At 58.9% G+C, this 17,587-nt stretch carries 17 protein-coding genes; 12 read left to right on the top strand and 5 right to left on the bottom strand.

The annotated features are described in order from the left end of the window. Positions 1 to 294 precede the first annotated feature (294 nt). The 4 genes from ACVWZU_RS12920 (at position 295) to ACVWZU_RS12905 (ending at position 3,712) form a co-directional block, all read left to right on the top strand. Complete coding sequence (locus ACVWZU_RS12920; RefSeq protein WP_414332282.1) at positions 295 to 501, top strand: hypothetical protein; 207 nt, start codon at positions 295 to 297, stop codon at positions 499 to 501. 173 nt (positions 502 to 674) lie between these two features. Further along, positions 675 to 1,541: a bifunctional hydroxymethylpyrimidine kinase/phosphomethylpyrimidine kinase gene (gene thiD, locus ACVWZU_RS12915; RefSeq protein WP_457411268.1), complete on the top strand. Its 867-nt coding sequence runs from the start codon at positions 675 to 677 to the stop codon at positions 1,539 to 1,541. A gap of 26 nt (positions 1,542 to 1,567) precedes the next feature. Beyond that, positions 1,568 to 2,134, top strand: a complete 567-nt coding sequence (locus ACVWZU_RS12910; protein WP_457445291.1) for a GDYXXLXY domain-containing protein — start codon at positions 1,568 to 1,570, stop codon at positions 2,132 to 2,134. Positions 2,135 to 2,437: 303 nt separating this feature from the next. Next, positions 2,438 to 3,712, top strand: coding sequence for an RNA-guided endonuclease InsQ/TnpB family protein (locus ACVWZU_RS12905; RefSeq protein WP_457445289.1), 1,275 nt, complete (start codon positions 2,438 to 2,440; stop codon positions 3,710 to 3,712). Here the strand turns inward: ACVWZU_RS12905 and ACVWZU_RS12900 are convergent. The 3 genes from ACVWZU_RS12900 to ACVWZU_RS12890 form a co-directional block, all read right to left on the bottom strand. After that, positions 3,658 to 4,353 carry an alpha/beta hydrolase gene (locus ACVWZU_RS12900; protein WP_457445287.1) on the bottom strand — a complete coding sequence of 232 codons (696 nt, stop codon included), beginning with the start codon at positions 4,351 to 4,353 and terminating at the stop codon, positions 3,658 to 3,660. The two genes, ACVWZU_RS12905 and ACVWZU_RS12900, sit on opposite strands and share 55 nt — an antisense overlap. A gap of 39 nt (positions 4,354 to 4,392) precedes the next feature. Further along, the gene (gene hemF / locus ACVWZU_RS12895) at positions 4,393 to 5,406 is read right to left on the bottom strand and encodes an oxygen-dependent coproporphyrinogen oxidase (RefSeq protein ID WP_457445293.1); all 1,014 of its coding nucleotides are present in this window, start codon (positions 5,404 to 5,406) and stop codon (positions 4,393 to 4,395) included. Positions 5,407 to 5,552: 146 nt separating this feature from the next. Beyond that, a complete protein-coding gene (locus tag ACVWZU_RS12890; RefSeq protein ID WP_011434378.1) occupies positions 5,553 to 5,795 on the bottom strand; it encodes a Ycf34 family protein in 243 nt (80 codons plus the stop codon). A gap of 214 nt (positions 5,796 to 6,009) precedes the next feature. Between ACVWZU_RS12890 and ACVWZU_RS12885 the strand changes: the two genes are divergently transcribed. The 4 genes from ACVWZU_RS12885 (at position 6,010) to ACVWZU_RS12870 (ending at position 10,665) form a co-directional block, all read left to right on the top strand. Then, entirely contained in the window at positions 6,010 to 6,306 is a 297-nt protein-coding gene (locus ACVWZU_RS12885; protein WP_011434379.1) for a hypothetical protein, read from the top strand. A gap of 1,054 nt (positions 6,307 to 7,360) precedes the next feature. Continuing rightward, a complete protein-coding gene (locus ACVWZU_RS12880) occupies positions 7,361 to 7,930 on the top strand; it encodes a phycobiliprotein lyase (protein WP_011434381.1) in 570 nt (189 codons plus the stop codon). Positions 7,931 to 7,965: 35 nt separating this feature from the next. Next, positions 7,966 to 8,655 (top strand): hydrogenase nickel incorporation protein HypB, encoded by a 690-nt coding sequence (gene hypB / locus ACVWZU_RS12875; RefSeq protein WP_457445285.1) that lies wholly within the window; start codon positions 7,966 to 7,968, stop codon positions 8,653 to 8,655. 123 nt (positions 8,656 to 8,778) lie between these two features. Continuing rightward, positions 8,779 to 10,665 (top strand): AAA family ATPase, encoded by a 1,887-nt coding sequence (locus ACVWZU_RS12870; protein WP_457445283.1) that lies wholly within the window; start codon positions 8,779 to 8,781, stop codon positions 10,663 to 10,665. 61 nt (positions 10,666 to 10,726) lie between these two features. Here ACVWZU_RS12870 and glcD read toward each other — a convergent pair whose 3' ends face one another. After that, a complete protein-coding gene (gene glcD / locus ACVWZU_RS12865) occupies positions 10,727 to 12,238 on the bottom strand; it encodes a glycolate oxidase subunit GlcD (protein ID WP_457445281.1) in 1,512 nt (503 codons plus the stop codon). A gap of 72 nt (positions 12,239 to 12,310) precedes the next feature. On the opposite strand from glcD, the gene ACVWZU_RS12860 reads away from it, so the two are divergent. The 4 genes from ACVWZU_RS12860 to ACVWZU_RS12845 all read left to right on the top strand — a co-directional run bounded on the left by ACVWZU_RS12860 (position 12,311) and on the right by ACVWZU_RS12845 (position 15,173). Further along, the gene (locus tag ACVWZU_RS12860; RefSeq protein WP_457394884.1) at positions 12,311 to 13,543 is read left to right on the top strand and encodes a class I SAM-dependent methyltransferase; all 1,233 of its coding nucleotides are present in this window, start codon (positions 12,311 to 12,313) and stop codon (positions 13,541 to 13,543) included. A 128-nt stretch (positions 13,544 to 13,671) separates the two neighbouring features. Beyond that, positions 13,672 to 13,872 carry a 50S ribosomal protein L35 gene (rpmI, locus tag ACVWZU_RS12855; RefSeq protein ID WP_011434387.1) on the top strand — a complete coding sequence of 67 codons (201 nt, stop codon included), beginning with the start codon at positions 13,672 to 13,674 and terminating at the stop codon, positions 13,870 to 13,872. Positions 13,873 to 14,005: 133 nt separating this feature from the next. Next, positions 14,006 to 14,362, top strand: coding sequence for a 50S ribosomal protein L20 (gene rplT / locus ACVWZU_RS12850; RefSeq protein ID WP_011434388.1), 357 nt, complete (start codon positions 14,006 to 14,008; stop codon positions 14,360 to 14,362). Between the two features lie 79 nt (positions 14,363 to 14,441). Then, positions 14,442 to 15,173, top strand: coding sequence for a transporter substrate-binding domain-containing protein (locus ACVWZU_RS12845; RefSeq protein WP_414384459.1), 732 nt, complete (start codon positions 14,442 to 14,444; stop codon positions 15,171 to 15,173). A 371-nt stretch (positions 15,174 to 15,544) separates the two neighbouring features. Here ACVWZU_RS12845 and purH read toward each other — a convergent pair whose 3' ends face one another. Next, on the bottom strand, positions 15,545 to 17,278 hold the full coding sequence (gene purH / locus ACVWZU_RS12840) for a bifunctional phosphoribosylaminoimidazolecarboxamide formyltransferase/IMP cyclohydrolase (protein WP_457445279.1): 1,734 nt from the start codon (positions 17,276 to 17,278) through the stop codon (positions 15,545 to 15,547). Positions 17,279 to 17,587 lie beyond the last annotated feature (309 nt).

The following is a 17,587-nucleotide window of genomic DNA, read 5'->3' as shown; positions in this document are numbered from 1 at the left end:
CTTCTGCCATTTGTTTTCATCTAAAAAAACCAACTTCATCCTCTTTCCTCTATAAATTATTCTCTCTATCCTAACATAAGATCAACACGACCTAGGACACTGTACCCACAACTAAAACCTTGGTCGCGTCAGCGTTGCGGAGCAATAATGCAGGGGCCCAAAAGGTTTTTCTCAGTAGCCCGGCTGTCTCAGCCTAATCTGAAAATACTACATTAGTTTATATTGTTGGATTCTTAGTGTTAGAAGTTATCGAAAGTAAGTCTGTTTCCTTGGCGAGATCAGTTCTCGACTCCTGTGAAGTTGCATTTGTTGCACCTATCTCTGCCGTTGAGCTCGCCTCTCTCTGCCCCGCAACTGGAGCAATCCCTCTGTCAGCAAGTTGACCGGGAGCTGGGCCAGCCGGCTCGGCTTCTGCGCTGGAGCTTGACGGCGGTGGAGGGGGATAGAGCCTGGGTTGAGGTGGTCGCCACCACTGATGAGGGCTACTCGGATTTAGACTAGGACAACTCACTCTTAGTCAGCTTCTTGACAGACGTCTGCAAGAGTTTTCCCAATACCCCAGTGGTCTCAGACCAATCGAGAACCAACAGTTTCATTGCTACGTTAAAGAGATGGTTCATATTGATTGATGGAAATGGCTATCGGTACCCTTGCCCATTTTTGTCGTTTGGCCAATGTCTGTCTCTGCATCTGAACCAACTCCGGCTCCACTGCTGGCCGAGCAGCACCCCCCTGTCGCCCTCACCATCGCTGGATCCGACAGTGGTGGGGGAGCAGGGATCCAAGCGGATCTGCGCACCTTTGCTTTCCAACGGGTACACGGTACCTCTGCCCTGACCTGCGTGACCGCCCAGAATACCCTTGGGGTGAGCCGGGTGGATGCGCTGCCCCCCGAAGCCGTGGCCGCCCAAATTGAGGCCGTGGTGCAGGACATTGGGGTGCAAGGGATCAAGACGGGCATGTTGCTGAATGCCGAGATCGTGCTGGAGGTAGCCCGTCAGGTGGAGCGCTGGACGTTGCGGCCTCTGGTGGTGGATCCGGTGATGGTGTCCCGCACGGGAGCGAAGTTGTTGGCAGATGAGGCCATTCAGGCCATCCGCGAGCGGCTGATCCCCTTGGCTCAGGTGCTGACCCCCAATCGCTATGAGGCGCAAATTTTAACGGGGCTGCAGCTGCAGTCCCTGGCGGATATGCAAACGGCGGCTCAGCAGATTCGCACCCTGGGCTGTGGAGCGGTGTTGGTCAAAGGTGGGGGTATGCCGGGGGAACTGCAGGGGGTGGATGTGTGGTTCGATGGCGAGCGACTGGAAGTGCTGAAAACAGAGCGGATCCCCACCCGCCACACCCACGGCACCGGCTGTACCCTCTCGGCGGCCATTGCAGCACAGATGGCCTGGGGCAGGGATCCCTTGGCGGCCACAGTGGCGGCCAAAGCCTATGTAACAGAAGCGCTGCGACATCCTTTGGCCATCGGGTCAGGTCAGGGGCCAGTGGGGCACTTCTACCCGCTTCTGTCCGGGATTGGCAAACCTGTGCCATAAGAGAGAGGTCACTCTCTCTGGCTGCTATGGCTAGCCCGTCGAATCTTTCTCAGAAGGGATCCCTGCCCAAATGGCGGTTTTGGCTACCCCTACTGCTGCAGCTGGGTATCGTTCTGCTGATACCGGCTCGGCAAGCGCTGACCCTCGCTGTCGGAACCACGATCTACCTGCAAACGGCCCCTGTGGATCCCTATGACCTTTTGCGGGGCCGGTACGTGACCTTGGGCTACGTCGTCGCTCGACGCTCCACCCTAGAGCAACTGCCGGGTTGGTTACCTGATTTGGAGACGCCAGGGATCCTTTATCTGCGCTTAGCTCCCCCCGCAGGGGATCCCACTCAACCTTGGCGAGCAATCGGTGTCAGCCGGGAGATGCCCAAAGATTTGCAGCCTGAAGAGAAAGTGCTGCGAGGCTGGTTTGACGGGCAGCAGCTCAAGTTGGGAATCGAAGAATTTTTTATTCCCGAAGCAGCTGGAGATGCCTTGGAAGAGGATATTCGGCGTTACCCTGAAGCCACGCGGGCAGAAGTGAAAGTGGATCCCTGGGGCAAGGCAGCATTGGTCGGCCTCTGGGTAGGGGAGCATCGGTACTAAGTGCTCATTCTGCCCGGCTTTAACGCTTTAACAATTAATCACCATATTCTGACATCCGAACCCGAAGGAGAGCCGGAAAACTGAATGGGGCAGGGATCCCTATCACTTGCCCCTCGAAACCCTGAAGATGGCGAGAACCGGAGCTGTGCCATTGAGGAGCTTGCTAAGTGCTGCACAGCCTTGCTCAACACCTGAATTAGGGTCATCCCAATTGGGTCAAACTTCTTCAGCTAGAAATCGCAGGAGCCCCGCACTGTACCCGTAGGGTCAGTGCCGGGAGGAATGCGAGGTTACAATAGAACCATGACCCAAGTCCTGACCGTATCCTGCAAGCTCAAGGTGTCCCCGTCGCAAGCCGCCAAATTGGACGCGACTTTGGAGGCTTTTGGCCAAGCCTTGAATTGGGTCAACCAGAACACGCCGGAGAAAGTCGCCAACGCCGTTAAGCTCCAGTCTCTGTGCTACCGCGAAATCCGTGCCCGGTTCGGCTTGTCCAGTAACTTGGCTCAGCAGGTCTGCAGGCGGCTGGCCGGCGCCCGTAAAGTTGCCCAACAGAAAAACCGCCCCGTCAAAGCGTTCAAAGGAGACTTCGCTACCTACGACGCTCGTATCTTTTCGTTCCGCGAGAAAGACTGGACGGTGTCGCTGACCACGGTGGAGGGTCGGGAGCGCTTTGAGCTGGCGATTGGCCGCTACCAGAGAGAACGGCTGGCGGGCTCCAATCCCAAATCTGCCACTCTGGTCAAGCGTAAAGACGGCTCCTACTCTATTCAGATCTGTGTGGAAGCGGAGCCATCCCCACCGCAACGCACGGGTAGAGTGCTGGGGGTGGACTTGGGAAGGACAGATATTGCCCATACGTCAGAGGGGGATAACTGGAATGGACAGCAGTTGAACAAAGTCCGAGACCACTACTCTCGATTGAGGGCGGCACTCCAACGCAAAGCCAGTAAGGGCACACGCAGTTCGCGGCGCAGATGCCGTCAACTGCTGCAACGGCTGTCTGGCAAGGAAAGACGCTTTCAGTCGCGTCAGCGTTGCGTAGCAAAAACGTGGGTCAATCATCGCATCTCTAAAGCTATTGTCTCTAGGGCAAAAGCTACCAACAGCGCTATCGCCCTGGAAGACCTGACAGGGATCCGGGAGCGCATCAACCAACAACCCCGCAGTAAAACTGAACGGCGCAGGGCCAACAGTTGGGCGTTTTATCAACTCCGTCAATTTTTGGAGTACAAGGCTCTGCGTGCAGGGGTTGCTTTGATTCTGGTGCCGCCTGCCTACACGTCGCAGACCTGCCACCGGTGTTTGCACATTCATCCCGACCCTGCGCAATCCTACCGCAGTGGAAAGAAGTTTAAGTGTGGACACTGTGGATGGGAAGGGGATGCGGATTTGAATGGTGCGAATGTGATTGCGCTTTTTGGGGCTGCTGTAAACCAGCCTAGAGGTTCGTGGTTGGCTTGCCAACTGCAGGGCTACCGAAAGCCCGCTCCGTACCGCTTTAGCGGTCGGAGTCGGGTAGTTTACGTTTTCACTTCCGAATCTCTCCTATCCAACAGGTTTTGCAACCACACCTGAATATCCCGCAGGCTCTCCGGGGAAACTTCATGGCCCATCTCGTACTCGCGATAGGTGAAGTTCAGTGGCAGCGGGGCAAAATAATCCCTGATCTGGCGGCCAAAAGCAATCGGCAAAACAGCATCAGCAGTGCCATGAACCACCAGGATGGCCAGGTGTTTCATCCGCTCCGGCTCCACCGCCTCGGCCAGGATCTCTGGAGATAGGCGCCCACTCATTGCCACCACCCCCGCCAGCTTCTCCGGCTGGGTCAGAGCCAAGTACAGGCTCATGATCGCCCCCTGGCTAAACCCCAGCAAATACACCTGCCTGGGATCCAGGGCAATACCCGGGATCCCACTGGGCAGCGTCTGTTCTAGAAAGCGGCTCAGGAGCTGGAGGCTATTGCGCGCTTGCTGGGGATCCCCCACCAGCCCTTCCGGTGTCCAGGCCATTTCAAACCAGGCAAACCCGCCTCCACTCCAAGGAATAGGGGCTCTCAAGCTGATCACCGCCAACCGAGGATCCAGATAGGGGGCCAACTGGAACAAATCCCCCTCGTGGCTGCCGATCCCGTGCAGCATTACCAACGCAGGCGCGGGTCCTAAGCCGCCCTGTCGAGGCGGCTGAAAGCGGTAGGTGAGGGGCAAAGAAGAAGGCACGCAGCGGATCCTCAAAGGCGGAGACAAGGTATGGCCGGCCTACGCCCAATCCTGGGGCTGGCGGAGCACCTGGTAGAGCTTAGCTTCCCACGTGTCCGGCTGGGGCTCGTAGCCATATTCCCAGCGCACCAATGGCGGCAAAGACATCAAGATCGACTCGGTGCGGCCCTGGGTCTGGAGTCCAAAGATCGTGCCGCGGTCATAGACCAAGTTGAACTCCACGTAGCGCCCGCGACGATAGAGCTGGAATTGCCGTTCTCTCTCCCCCCATTCCATCCCCTGCCGCCGCTCCACAATCGGCACATAGGCCGGCAAGAAGGCGTCGCCACAGGCTTGCACCAACTGGAAAAGATGTTCCCAACTGCGGGATCCCACCCGCACCTGTAACGATGGTGGCTCAGAAGCCAGTTGTTCGGGATCCCCTTCCGCCTGACCTTCGGGCCGATAGAGCAGCCCAGGGCGTTCATCCTGATAGTCGAAGAAAATGCCGCCAACGCCGCGCGCCTCGCCGCGATGAGGTAGGAAAAAGTAGCGATCGCACCAGATCTTGAAAACTGGGTAGTAGACGGGATCCAAGCGGTCACAGGCTGCCTTGAGGGTGCGGTGAAAATGGGCCGCATCCTCCTCAAACAGGTAATAGGGGGTGAGATCCATCCCGCCCCCAAACCACCAAACCGGCCCCGCCTCGAAATAGCGATAGTTCAGGTGTACCGTCGGCACATAGGGGTTGCGAGGATGCAACACCATAGAGGTGCCTGTGGCGTAGAAAGGATGCCCTGCCGCTTCTGGACGCTGTTTCAGAATCGAAGGGGGCAGATGGGATCCGAACACCTCGGAAAAATTGACTCCCCCCTGCTCAAACACGTCTCCCTGCTGAATGACCCGCGAGCGCCCGCCCCCTCCTCCAGGGCGTTCCCAACGGTCTTCCCGAAACTTGGCTTTTCCGTCTAGGGCCTCCAGACGGGCACAGATGTCATCTTGTAGGCGCTGCATGAATTGGCTCACCTGTTGACGGGCATCCACTGGCAGCGCTGTAGGGCTTGAGGCCAGCATCATAGTCTTCCAATCTCTCGAAACTCGACAAAAACCTCTCCAGCCCCCATCAAACCTCTCAGACTGGGAGAGCCGAACTGCCAAACTGAAGAGTTCTAACCTGGCCGGGCAAGAAACTCCCTGGAAATCCAGGCCGCTCTTGGATCTTACGTGGGAACCGCCTCATAGGGACGAAGTCGCGCCCATTTGTTCCGTTCCTCGCGAAAGCTCTGGCAGCCCACCACATCCCATTCCATCTCGGTGCCCCCATTGCGGATATTGACATTGATCTGGGGGCCCTGCGGCTCAAAATCCGGCGTCAGTGTGAGATGAGGTTGCTGATGCTGCGCTTCCACGGCATGGTAGGTGGTACAGCGATCCACGTAGTAGCAGTGAATACAAATACACATGGCTGCTGCCTGCAAGAAACGGTTCCCAATCTTGAGGGTAGCATCCTGCCTCCTTCCAGACGGCGGATCCCCTCTTTCTCAGCCGATTCTTGAGATATTTCTTAGCAAAGAGAGGCATCTCCTCGTCTCTCGTCTAAAATCTCGACATATTTCTCAGGCTGAGGCTTGATCTGCCCTTAGGATCGAACCATCCAGGCTATCCAGAGGAACTGCCATGAACACTCACACCCGCTACCGCTTCACCTGCACCCTCTCCTTTGGAGATATCTACGGCCAGATCATCGTTTGGCTGATTGTCATCTTTGCCAGCTTGGCCGCTGCCCTCTCCCTGATGAATAGCCCCCTCTACGCTTTTCTCACCATTGCTCTGATTTTGGTGATCTCCCTGCCTTTCCTGCTCTTCGCCTTCGTGACCACCCTGCTCAACCACATCGAGTTTGCCGTTGTCCCTCCTGAGGAAGAGGAAAATCGCGCTGCTGCTGCCGCTAAGTCGCCCGTGGCCGTCAGTTAGAAACAACTGGCAGTCGGTTGGCGCTTGTCGGATGGATCCCTTGCCCCAAAGACACCTGTGCTGAGTTAAAAAAACCTTGGCTCTCTTGGTCTAGCGCTTGAGTTGGCCCCTGCAAGGCGAGCAAGCGGGTAGCCTTTTATTGGCATTTTATTGGCAATTGTTTTACCAAAGAATTGGGTCTAAAGCCCTGCCGTTCACGGCAGCTTTTGTGCTGTACTCTAGACCAGTAGTAGAGTAGTCAACCACTTAAAAAACCCGGTAGTCCGGCGACTACGCAAGCAACCTAAATAGGTTTTGCCCTTTCTCTTCAACGGTACTTAGGGCAGAAGGGAACTGCCCCGCTTGGGGAGATGGGCACCGCTGTCGTAAAGGGGCAACCCGATACGGCAAGTGCTGTCTTGGAACCAAGAGCCAGAATCCTCTGCCTTTGGGCAGGGGAGTATGGTGACATCCTCCCGGCGCTCGTCCTGTGGACAGAGCGCGGGCCACCCTTCCCGTCAGCAGGACGGAGTCCTTACCTCGCGGTCGGGCATTCCTGCCCCACGCCACTTGTCTGGGTCTACAACCCCCGACAGACCGACTGAACAGGCAGTTTCCCTTCCCCAGCCTCCCTGGCTACTGCCAGCTTGCAAAACAAGTCTAATCCCAGGGAACGGTGCATCGGCAGACAGGATGGACTCCTGCACCCAGGAACCCCTGTCCACCGGCCAAGAGCAAGATGCTATCCACTCGTTGATTTCCGGCAAAGTGTAGTTGTATACGTCCTGGCCAATCTCCAGCCACGCCAACAGCAAGGCCTCCGTCCCGCTGACGCGAGCGGCTTGTTGGGAGGCATCTGGATCAATCCGGTGCTTGTAGGTTACACCAGCATAAGTAGGTTTTGCTACAGATTTCGCTCAGGGGTATGGTGGGGATCCCTGTATCCCGGTGCTCACCCTGCGGGTAGAGCGCAGGACTGATTGCCCCCGCACCACCGTTAGCTAAATCGTTGAGTTGCTCTGCAAGCTAAGATCGGCAAACCCTGTTCCATCGATGAGGATCCGCGTCGGCCATGATGACCGTAATGGAGTTTTTCGCCCTCAGTGCTGGGGAGTGGATGTGCCAACGCACCAGCCATCACTTGGCTTTTCGCCGCTCTGAGGGTGGGAGGTCGCGGCTACAAATTGCCACCCTTGCGGCAACCGATCCAGCAGTCATCCGGGTTTGCGAGTTGTTCAGGGTGGATCCCCGACGAGCTGTGGGAGCAGCGCGGGTGCGGTGGGATGGCGAGCAGGAGTGGGACAACGAAGAGTACAAGGGAGACGTGGTGCTGGTACCTATCCCCGATGAGACCGATCCCATGCGCGGGCAGTTGCTGCGGGATCAGGGCTACGCTGAGAAAGTACCGGTGGCCGGTACCTATGTCATGGGATCCGATGGCGCCCTTACCCTTTACACCCAGTATGAGATGACTGAGTCGGAAGAGCGCATTTGGTTTGCCAGCCCCAACTTGCGCCTGCGGGCCAGCACTGTCAAGCGGTTCGGTGGCTTCAGCATGGCTTCTTTCTGCTCCGAGGTGCGTAAACTCTCCGTCGGCCCTTCTCCCACCCCTACGGTGGCCGAATCCAGCTCTTTCCGCAGCTAGAGCGTTTTCTCCTCAACCGCAACACGGGTTGTGCCATGCACCAAGTCTTGGATCTGGGGATTAACCTGCTCCACGCCAATCAACACCAGGCCGACCACAACCGGGAGCATTTTGATGCCTGGGGAGTAACCTGTCTGAACCTCATGAGCGCGCCGGGGGCGGGTAAGACGTCTTTGCTGGAGAAAACCGTGGTCGCTCTTGCCGGCTCGCTGCGCCTGGCGGTGATCGAGGGAGACATGACGACCCAACTGGACGCGGAGCGGTTGCGTCGCTACGGGATCCCGGTGATTGCCATCAACACGGGGCGGGCCTGTCATTTGGATGCGGCCATGGTGGCCAGGGGCTTGCAGCAATTGGAAGCACTGCTGGATCCCCAACAACTGGATTTGCTGCTGGTGGAAAATGTCGGCAACTTGGTCTGCCCGGCGGAGTTTGAGGTGGGGGAACACGCCAAGGTAGCACTGCTCAGCGTCACAGAAGGGGAAGACAAGCCTCTCAAGTACCCAATCATGTTTCGAGAGGCGGATTGTCTGCTGATCACCAAAGTGGATCTGGTTCCTGTGTTGGAGGTGGATTTGGATCGGATCCAGGCCAATATCCGCGAGATCAACCCTTCTGTGCCGATTTTTTGTCTTTCTGCCAAGACGGGTGACGGGCTGGAGCCCTGGCTGGGCTGGATCCGAGAGCAGATTCTCCTTGCCCAACACCGACGGCAGCCGCAGTGAAGGGTATCATACTGAGCATCTAGCCGTGGAACTCTCCTCACCTGAGCTGGCCAGGCAGGGGATGAGTTAGCACCTCTGGCGGGTCAATTTGCAGATAACTTGTGTGGATGGAAAATCCCGGCTATGGCCAATTTAAGTGACTTTGTACAGGGCATTGAGCAGTTGATCGAGCTGGCTCAGAAGCTGGACGAGAAAAAGCAAAGTGGAGAGCTGCGAACCGAAGTCCGCATCCAGGCCCGTCCTCTGGGCAGTTCTATTCCCCCTTCCGGCTCCATCCCCCGCCGCCGCAGCCCTGCCCAAACGGGGGATCCCCCCTGGAGCAGCGAGCCCCAAGTGATGTCTGCGGTTCGCTTCCAGGAACCGTCCAAGGCCGCTGTGCCCGACCCGCCAGCAACTTCTGCCGACCGCCCAGAGTCTTGGGCTGGGCCACGCCTCAAGGATGTGGGGGGACTGAGGGAACAGCTCCAAGCGCTGCGGGAGATGGTGGAGATCCCCCTCAAGCGGCCCGATCTGCTGGCCAAGCTGGGGTTGGATCCGCCCCGCGGCGTGTTGTTGGTAGGCCCCCCCGGCACCGGCAAAACCCTGACGGCCCGCGCCCTGGCCGAGAGCCTGGGGGTGAACTACATCGCCATTGTCGGCCCGGAGCTGATCGGCAAGTACTACGGCGAGGCGGAGGCGCGCCTGCGGCAACTGTTTGAAAAGGCAGCCAAATCGGCTCCCTGTCTGGTGTTTATTGACGAAATCGATGCCCTAGTGCCCAACCGCGCCACTGTCGAGGGGGAGGTGGAAAAACGCCTGGTGGCCCAGATGCTGGGGCTGATGGACGGGTTTGTGGCCCAAAAGGGGATCGTGGTGCTGGCAGCCACCAACCGGCCCGAGGCTCTGGATCCGGCTCTGCGGCGACCGGGGCGCTTTGATCGGGAGGTGATCTTCAAGGTGCCGGACCGGGAGGGGCGGCGGGAGATCCTGGCCATCCACACCCGCGGCATGCCCTTGGCGGAGGATGTGGATCTGGACAGCCTGGCGGATCAGACGCTGGGCTTTGTGGGGGCAGATCTGCGGGGCCTGTGCCAGGCAGCAGCCTATGCGGCTTTGCGGCGGCAGGTGCCCGATTTGGGATCCCCCATCCCCGAGTCCCTGACGGTAACCGCAGCGGATTTTCAACAGGCTCTGCAACAGGTGAAGCCGGCGGTGCTGCGCTCGGTGGAGATTGAATCCCCGCAGGTGAGCTGGGATCAAATTGGCGGCCTGGAGCACGCCAAGCAGATTTTGCAAGAGGCCATCGAGGGATCCCTGCTGCACCCTGAGTTGTACGAGCAGGCTCAGGCCCAAGCGCCCAAGGGCATCCTCCTCAGCGGCCCCCCTGGCACTGGCAAAACCCTGTTGGCCAAAGCCATCGCTTCCCAGGCCAAGGCTAACTTCATTGCCGTCTCCGGCCCGGAGCTCTTGAGCAAATGGGTGGGATCCTCCGAGCAGGCGGTACGGGAACTTTTTGCCCGCGCCCGCCAATGCGCCCCCTGTGTCATCTTCATCGACGAGATCGACACCCTCGCCCCGGCGCGGGGAAGCTACTCCGGGGATAGTGGGGTCAGCGACCGCGTTCTGGGGCAGCTGCTGGCAGAGCTGGACGGGATCCGCCCCAGCCAGGGGGTGTTGGTGGTGGCCGCCACCAACCGCAAAGCCAGTTTGGATCCCGCCCTCACCCGGGCCGGCAGGTTGGAGCTGCACCTGAGCGTGGAGCTGCCGGATCGCAGCGGGCGACGGGAAATTTTGGCCGTTCACAACCGCAAGCGTCCCCTGGGGCCTGATGTGGACTTACAGGGGTGGGCCGAGCAGACCGAAGGTTGGAGTGGTGCCGACCTGGCCCTGCTCAGCAACCGCGCCGCCATTGCCGCCATCCGCCGCCACCGCGCCACTTCCGAGACGGTGGATGCCAAAACCCTGGTCATCCAACAGGAAGACTTCTGTCGAGCCTTTGCCGAGCTGCAGCAGCAACGCCAAGCCAGCTGATCCCAGCCTGAGGGCTATTCCCATCACGCCAGCGGTTCGGAGCACCTTCAAACTTTCAAAATCAAAAGACTGGGATCCCTTGCCATTCTGGTTGGCTGTGGGCGTGGGCTGACTCACCGCAGGTGCGGGGGGTGGGAAAGATCTTGCCGGGGTTGGCGATGTGCTGGGGGTCAAACACCTGCCGCACCCATTGCATGCTCTCCAGATCCGCAGGCGTAAACATTTCCGGCATGTAGCAGCGTTTGTCTGCCCCGATGCCATGTTCGCCGGAGATGCTGCCCCCCAAGCGCACGCAGAGCTTAAGGATCTCGCCCCCCAGTTTCTCCACCTGCTCCAGGGATCCCGGCACCGACTCGTCGTAGAGGATCAAGGGGTGCAGATTGCCGTCGCCAGCGTGAAACACATTGGCCACCGGATAACCGTACTCACGGCTGAGGCGCTCGATTTCCTTCAAGACAAAGGCTAGCTGGCTGCGGGGGATCACCCCATCCTGAACATAGTAGTTGGGGCTGAGCTTGCCCATGGCGGCAAATGCTGCCTTACGTCCTTTCCACACCCGCGCCCGCTCTTCCGGGTCGGATGCGACTTGCACCTGTCGCGCCCCATTTTTGAAGCACAGCGCCCTCACCTGTTGGCTGGCTTCTTCCACCTCCAGTTCCAGCCCATCCACCTCCACCAACAAAATGGCCGCCGCATCCCGCGGATAGTAGCCCAACTGCACCACATCCTCCACGGCATTGATGCTGAAGTTGTCCATAATCTCCAGGCCGGCGGGGATGATCCCGGCAGCAATGATGTCGGAGACGGTGGATCCCGCCGCTTCCACACTGTCAAAGTCTGCCAGCAAAACCTGCACTTGAGCCGGGGCCTTGAGCAAGCGCAGGGTAATCTCGGTGGCAATGCCCAGGGTGCCCTCGGATCCCACAAACAGCCCCACCCAGTCGTAGCCGGGCATCTCCGGGATCTTGCCTCCCCAGCACACCACCTCCCCATCCGGCAGCACCACCGTCAGGCCGAGAATGTGGTTGGCTGTTACGCCGTACTTGAGGCAGTGGACACCGCCGGAGTTCTCCGCCACATTACCTCCGATGGAGCAAACCGACTGGCTAGAGGGATCCGGCGCATAAAAGTAGCCTTGGGCGGCCACGGCCTGGGTAATCCAAGTGTTAATAACCCCCGGCTGCACCACCATGCAGCGGTTGTCCAGGTCGATTTCCAGGATCTGCTTCATCAGGGTGGTGGCGATGACGACGCTATTTTCCACCGGCAGGGCCCCCCCCGATAGCCCGGTACCGGATCCCCGCGCCACAAAAGGCACCCCGTAGCGGCTGCACAGCTTCACCACCTGCGCCACCTCTTCTGTTGTGCGGGGCAGCACCACCAGCGCCGGCCTTTGCCGGTAGCTGACCAGCCCATCGCATTCGTAAACCAGCAGCTCCTCCGGCTTGCTGATCACCCGCTGGGGATCCAGAATCTTTTTGAGCTCAGCCGTCAGCCTGATCCAGTCGAAGGTGAGGCCGGTTTGCAGAGGATGAGAAGAAGTTTTTGCGCTGGCAGTGCGAAGCACTTTCATAACAGTAGGCTCAGCAGGAGTTTGGGAGGGGGATATTGTCACTATAGTCTTGCTGGCTCCAACAGATAGTCCATGCAGCCCAACTCCCCCAGCGCCGAACAAATCCTCAACCAAGTGCGGCAGCTCTACGAGCTCTACCCCTTCCCCCCGCAGCCCATCGGCACTGTTCCCCCGCCAGGGTGGAATTGGCGCTGGAGTTGGCCCCAGGCCCATGCCTTTTGTACGGGATCCCATCCGGGTCGGCGCAAGGTGCGCATTCTGGATGCGGGCTGTGGCTCGGGAGTGGGAACAGAATACATTGCCCACCAAAACCCCAACGCAGAAATTTGGGCCTTTGATCTGAGCAGCCGCGCCCTGGAGATTGCCGAGGCCCGTTGTCGGGCTTCCCAGGCACCGCCGGTGCAGTTTCGCCAGCTCAACGTCTACGACATCGACCAGCTGCCGGGGCAGTTTGACTTCATCAACTGCGTGGGCGTGCTCCACCACCTGCCCGATCCGCTAGCGGGGCTGCAGGCTTTGGCCGGCAAATTGGCTCCCGGCGGGATCCTGCACCTGTTTGTATACGGCGAGCTGGGCCGCCACGAAATCCGCCTCATGCAAAAGGCCATCCGCCTGCTGGTAACGGGTTCTGAACACCAGACCCTTGCCTCGGCGGAGCAATTGCAGAGGGGTCTCCAGGTGGGCCGCCGCCTTTTCGAGATCTTGCCGGAAACCAACCGCATCCAGCAGCAAGAACGGGCCCGCTGGGCCATCGAGAACGTGGACGACGAATGCTTCGCCGATATGTACCTGCACCCCCAGGAAGTGGACTACACCATCGAGACTCTGTTTGAATTAATCCGGGCTTCCGGACTGCAGTTTCTGCGCTTTTCCAACCCGGAGTTTTGGCGGCTGGAACGGGTGTTGGGCCAGGACGAGGCCCTGCTGGCTCGGGCGGCTCAGCTGCCGGAACCGGAACGCTATCGCCTGATCGAGCTGCTGGATCCGGTGGTAGCCCACTACGAGCTGTTTCTCGGCAAGCCCCCCATCCGCCGCTGGGAATGGACAAGCCCGGAAAGTGTAGCATCGGCCATTGCCCACCTTAGCCCCTGTCTGGGCCTGTGGCCGGGGCGGAGCATTTTCAACTACGCCTACGAAGCCATCTCCCTGAGCGAAGAAGCCTTCGCCTTTCTCCAACAGGTGGACGGGATCCGCACCGTCCAAGAGATCCAGGCTGGCCTAGAGTGCCCCCTGAGCTTTGAGCAACTGCAACGCTTGCTGCGCTGGCAAGTGCTGCTGCTGGAGCCTCAAAACTCAGTCTCCTGAGAGTTTCTCGACCCCTTTCCCTTGCCTCAGCGGGACGAACCTTGGCATTTGCCCTCTTGTTCTTCTATGGCTTATCCTAGAAAGCTGTGACCTTTAGCTCTGGCCCCGCATATTCTGGGGTTGTCATCATGCCCAAAATCAAAACCCGCAAGGCAGCAGCCAAGCGCTTCCGCCTGACCGGCAGCGGCAAGTTTATGCGTCGCAGGGCCGGGCACAACCACTTGCTGGAGCACAAAACCAGCAAGCGCAAACGCAAATTGGCCGGTGTAGCCCTGGTGGACAAGCGGGATGTGGTCAATGTGCGCCTGATGTTGCCCAACACCCACTAGCCGGGATCCCGCTCGCGCCGGCAAGAAGATTTCAGGGGCTGGCATTGGCGACAGCAGTTCCGATCCCGTTAGCAGGACGGAATGCTTCTACCCTTCAGTTTGAGTTTGTTCAAGTTCCTATTGAGTTACTGCCATGAGAGTCAAACGGGGCAATGTCGCCCGCAAGCGCCGCAAAAAGATCCTCAAGCTGGCCAAAGGCTTTCGGGGAGCTGGTTCAAAGCTGTTCCGCACCGCCAACCAGCAGGTGATGAAGGCTTTGCGCAGCGCCTACCGGGATCGCCGCCGCAAGAAGCGGGATTTTCGTCGCCTATGGATTACCCGCATCAACGCGGCCACCCGTGCCCAGGGCCTGCGTTACCACGAGTTCATCGATGGTCTCAAAAAAGCCAATATCCAGCTCAACCGCAAAATGTTGGCCCGCTTGGCTTTCCTGGATCCAGAGGCCTTTACCCAGGTGGTGGAGGCAGCGCGCCAGTCTCGCGCCTCCTGAGGAGGTTCCGACGGCTATCCAGAAGTCCTTCCTGGCAGCCATTCTGGCCCTCGCCTGCCTGGGGAGAGGGATCCCTACTGTGGCTCGTCCTTGGCCGGAGATTGTGGATTCTGGACGGCTGCGCGTTGCCGTAAAAGACAACTTGAGGCCGCTGGGGTTTCGCACTCCTCAAGGGGATCTGCAGGGGTTTGAGATCGAGCTGGCTTGTGAGCTGGGATCCCGGCTGTTGGGCTCGGCAGAGGCTGTGGAGTTGGTGCCGGTCTCGAATGTAGAGCGGCTGCAGGTGCTGGCTGACGGCCAGGTGGATTTGGCCATTGCTCAGATCGGCATTACCCCGGATCGGGCCCGCCAGGTGGAGTTCACTTCTGCTTACTATCAGGATGGCCCCAGCTTGGTTGTGGCTCGTTCCCACAACTGGGAAAGCTGGTCGGACTTGCGGGGCGGTCGCGTTGCAGTCTTGCGCGGTTCCAGCGCCATTCCCCTGCTGAATCGATACCTGCCAGGGGTGGAGTTGGTGCCTGTCGACTCCTACCGAGAAGGGGCGGAACTGCTCCTGAAAGGGGCGGTGCAGGGGTGGGCAGCAGATCGCTCGGTGCTGGCAGGGTGGCTAGCAGAGCATCCTCGTCGCGAAAGCGCTGCGGAGCAACAGTTTCAATTTCTGGGATCCCCCTTGGCAACGGTGGGGCTGGGCATTGCCATGCCCAAGGGGCTGCAGCACGCCGAATTGCGGCTGCGGGTGCGCCGAGAACTGGAGAATTTGCGGGCTGAGGGCTGGCTGACAGAGCGGGCCAGAGCCTGGGGGTTGCCCTAAAGTTGAGGATACTTCCTACTCTTTGTCTCTGATACATTTACGCTGAACACTGCTGAACATCACTGTTCAACTATGCAGCGATAGCATTCTGTTTGTTTCCAAACAGAATGGCGGTATCCCGCAAAGCTTTGAGTAGAATACCCAAAGCGCAGTTTCCGTGTCGTCTTACTACCAATTTTCTGCTTTGCTTTGGCTACCATGTTGGCAGACTCGAAAGTAAACAGAAAGATCAACTGGTAGTAATCCGTACTGAACATATTATACATTATTTTCAGTATAGTTGATTATACATTATTTTCAGTATAGTTGAGCTTATTATTGACTAGAGTCATGCTCTTGGGAAGATTTCTCTCTTGAGCAGAAAGGCGGGCTCAGTGCAGAAAGTGACGTATGCCGGTGCAAACCATGGCAATACCGGCAGCGTTGGCAGCAGCAATGGAATCGGCATCGCGGATGCTCCCCCCCGGCTGGATGATGGCGCGGATCCCTGCTTGGGCAGCCATCTCCACGCTGTCGGCAAAGGGGAAGAAGCCATCGCTGGCCAAAACAGCTCCTGCTGCTTGGGATCCCGCCTGCTGGAGAGCGATCTCCGCTGCTCCCACCCGATTCATTTGTCCGGCTCCGACGCCGAGCGTCTGCCTCTGCTTGGCAACGACAATGGCGTTGGATTTCACATGTTTGCAGACTATCCAGGCAAATTCCAGATCCGCCCACTCCTCCGGTGTGGGCTGGCGCTGGGTGACCACTTGCCAAGAAGGGGGGCTGTCGGTTTGCGTCGGTTCCTGGTCGCGACAGCGTTGCAGAGCAACAGGTGAATCGGCGTCTTGCACCAGAAAGCCCCCGGCCAGGGTGCGGATTGTTTGGGCAGGCCCCACACACAAGTCCGGCAAGATCAAGACCCGCAAGTTCTTTTTGACTGACAGTAGCTCAGCCGCTTCTGGAGTGCAATCGGGAGCCACCACACACTCCAAAAAAGGCTCCACCAGCCGTCGGGCGGTCTCTGCGTCCAAGGGTTGGTTGAGGGCGACGATGCCCCCAAAGGCCGAAACTGGATCAGCAGCCAGGGCAGCCTCGAGGGCGGCAGCCGGCGATGGGCGAATGGCCACCCCGCAGGGGTTGTTGTGCTTAACCACCACCGCCACCGCTTGTTCAGGTTGCAAGAACTCCCTCCGAGCAGAGCCAGAAGACACAGAGCCCTTCCCGTCAGTGGGCCGCGTCGCATCAGCATTGCGGAGTAACAAGGTTAACTCTGCCGCCAAGGCACGGGCCGCCTCCAGATCCAGCAGGTTGTTGTAGCTCAGCTCCTTCCCCTGCAACTGCTTAGCCCGGTGCCAGCCGGGGGCAGCCGGATCCGTCACATACCAAGTGGCAGCTTGATGGGGATTTTCCCCGTAGCGCAGGCGTTGCCACAGGATCCCTTGCAGTTGAAACCTGTCTTCAGCGGCAGCTGCGGAGGACTGGGAGGGACCTGCTAGCTCCAGGCGAGCCAGGTAGGTGACGATGGCGCGGTCGTAGGCCAGCACCTGCTCAAAGGCCCGACGAGCACACTGGAAGCGAAACGCCAGCCGCTCTGTTTCCCCATAGGCCCCGGAGAGCAGTTGCAAATACTGGGGGTACTGGCTGGGATCCGTCAGCACCGTAACGTAGGGATAATTTTTGGCTGCCGCCCGCGCCAAAGTGGGCCCGCCGATATCGATCTGCTCAAAAGCTTCCTCCAGAGACACTCCTGCCTGGGCCACTGTCTGTTCAAAAGGGTAGAAGTTGACCACCACCAGTTGGATGGGAGGGATCCCCAGCGCCTCTAGGTCTGCCCGGTCTTCGCTGCATTCCAGGCGGGCCAAAATGCCGGCGTGAATGCGGGGGTGCAGCGTTTTCACCCTTCCTCCCAGGATCTCCGGTGCGCCAGTGTGGGCAGAGACAGGGGTGACCGGGATCCCAGCTTCTGAGAGCGCCTTGGCGGTTCCCCCACTGCTGAGCAGTTGAAAGCCATGCTCTTGCACGAGGGACTGGGCCAGCGGGATCAGTCCGGTTTTGTCGGATACACTCAACAAAGCCAACGGTACAGAATCCTGTTCGCGACAGCGTTGCGCAGTAGCAAGGGGCATTGGAGGCGTTATCCAGTAGAGAAGGGCCCAGAGGAAAAAGCTGGCCGGGATACCCAGCCCAGCGCTCTCACAGCATACCCCGAAAGCTGGACCCTCTTGTCCAGCCACCTGGTTCAGACAAATCTTCAGCTAGAAATCGCAGGAGCCCCGCACTGTACCCGTAGGGTCAGTGTCGGGAGGAATGCGGAAGTTACGATAGAACCATGACCCAAGCCCTGACTGTAGCTTGCAAACTCAAGGTGTCCCAGTCCCAGGCCGCAAAGTTGGATGCGACAATGGATGCCTTTGTGCAGGCGTTGAACTGGGTCA

This window comes from Thermostichus sp. MS-CIW-26 (assembly GCF_054059115.1).
Note: the sequence above shows the minus strand (reverse complement) of the source record. Positions and strands in the feature narration are given on the sequence as shown.

Excerpts from the sequence above, each read along its gene's own strand:
- thiD (WP_457411268.1), top strand. The coding sequence starts at position 675 with ATGTCTGTCTCTGCATCTGAACCAACTCCGGCTCCACTGCTGGCCGAG.
- ACVWZU_RS12910 (WP_457445291.1), top strand. The coding sequence starts at position 1,568 with ATGGCTAGCCCGTCGAATCTTTCTCAGAAGGGATCCCTGCCCAAATGG.
- ACVWZU_RS12905 (WP_457445289.1), top strand. The coding sequence starts at position 2,438 with ATGACCCAAGTCCTGACCGTATCCTGCAAGCTCAAGGTGTCCCCGTCG.
- hemF (WP_457445293.1), bottom strand. The coding sequence starts at position 5,406 with ATGCTGGCCTCAAGCCCTACAGCGCTGCCAGTGGATGCCCGTCAACAG.
- ACVWZU_RS12890 (WP_011434378.1), bottom strand. The coding sequence starts at position 5,795 with ATGTGTATTTGTATTCACTGCTACTACGTGGATCGCTGTACCACCTAC.
- ACVWZU_RS12885 (WP_011434379.1), top strand. The coding sequence starts at position 6,010 with ATGAACACTCACACCCGCTACCGCTTCACCTGCACCCTCTCCTTTGGA.
- ACVWZU_RS12880 (WP_011434381.1), top strand. The coding sequence starts at position 7,361 with ATGACCGTAATGGAGTTTTTCGCCCTCAGTGCTGGGGAGTGGATGTGC.
- hypB (WP_457445285.1), top strand. The coding sequence starts at position 7,966 with ATGCACCAAGTCTTGGATCTGGGGATTAACCTGCTCCACGCCAATCAA.
- ACVWZU_RS12870 (WP_457445283.1), top strand. The coding sequence starts at position 8,779 with ATGGCCAATTTAAGTGACTTTGTACAGGGCATTGAGCAGTTGATCGAG.
- glcD (WP_457445281.1), bottom strand. The coding sequence starts at position 12,238 with ATGAAAGTGCTTCGCACTGCCAGCGCAAAAACTTCTTCTCATCCTCTG.
- ACVWZU_RS12860 (WP_457394884.1), top strand. The coding sequence starts at position 12,311 with ATGCAGCCCAACTCCCCCAGCGCCGAACAAATCCTCAACCAAGTGCGG.
- rpmI (WP_011434387.1), top strand. The coding sequence starts at position 13,672 with ATGCCCAAAATCAAAACCCGCAAGGCAGCAGCCAAGCGCTTCCGCCTG.
- rplT (WP_011434388.1), top strand. The coding sequence starts at position 14,006 with ATGAGAGTCAAACGGGGCAATGTCGCCCGCAAGCGCCGCAAAAAGATC.
- purH (WP_457445279.1), bottom strand. The coding sequence starts at position 17,278 with ATGCCCCTTGCTACTGCGCAACGCTGTCGCGAACAGGATTCTGTACCG.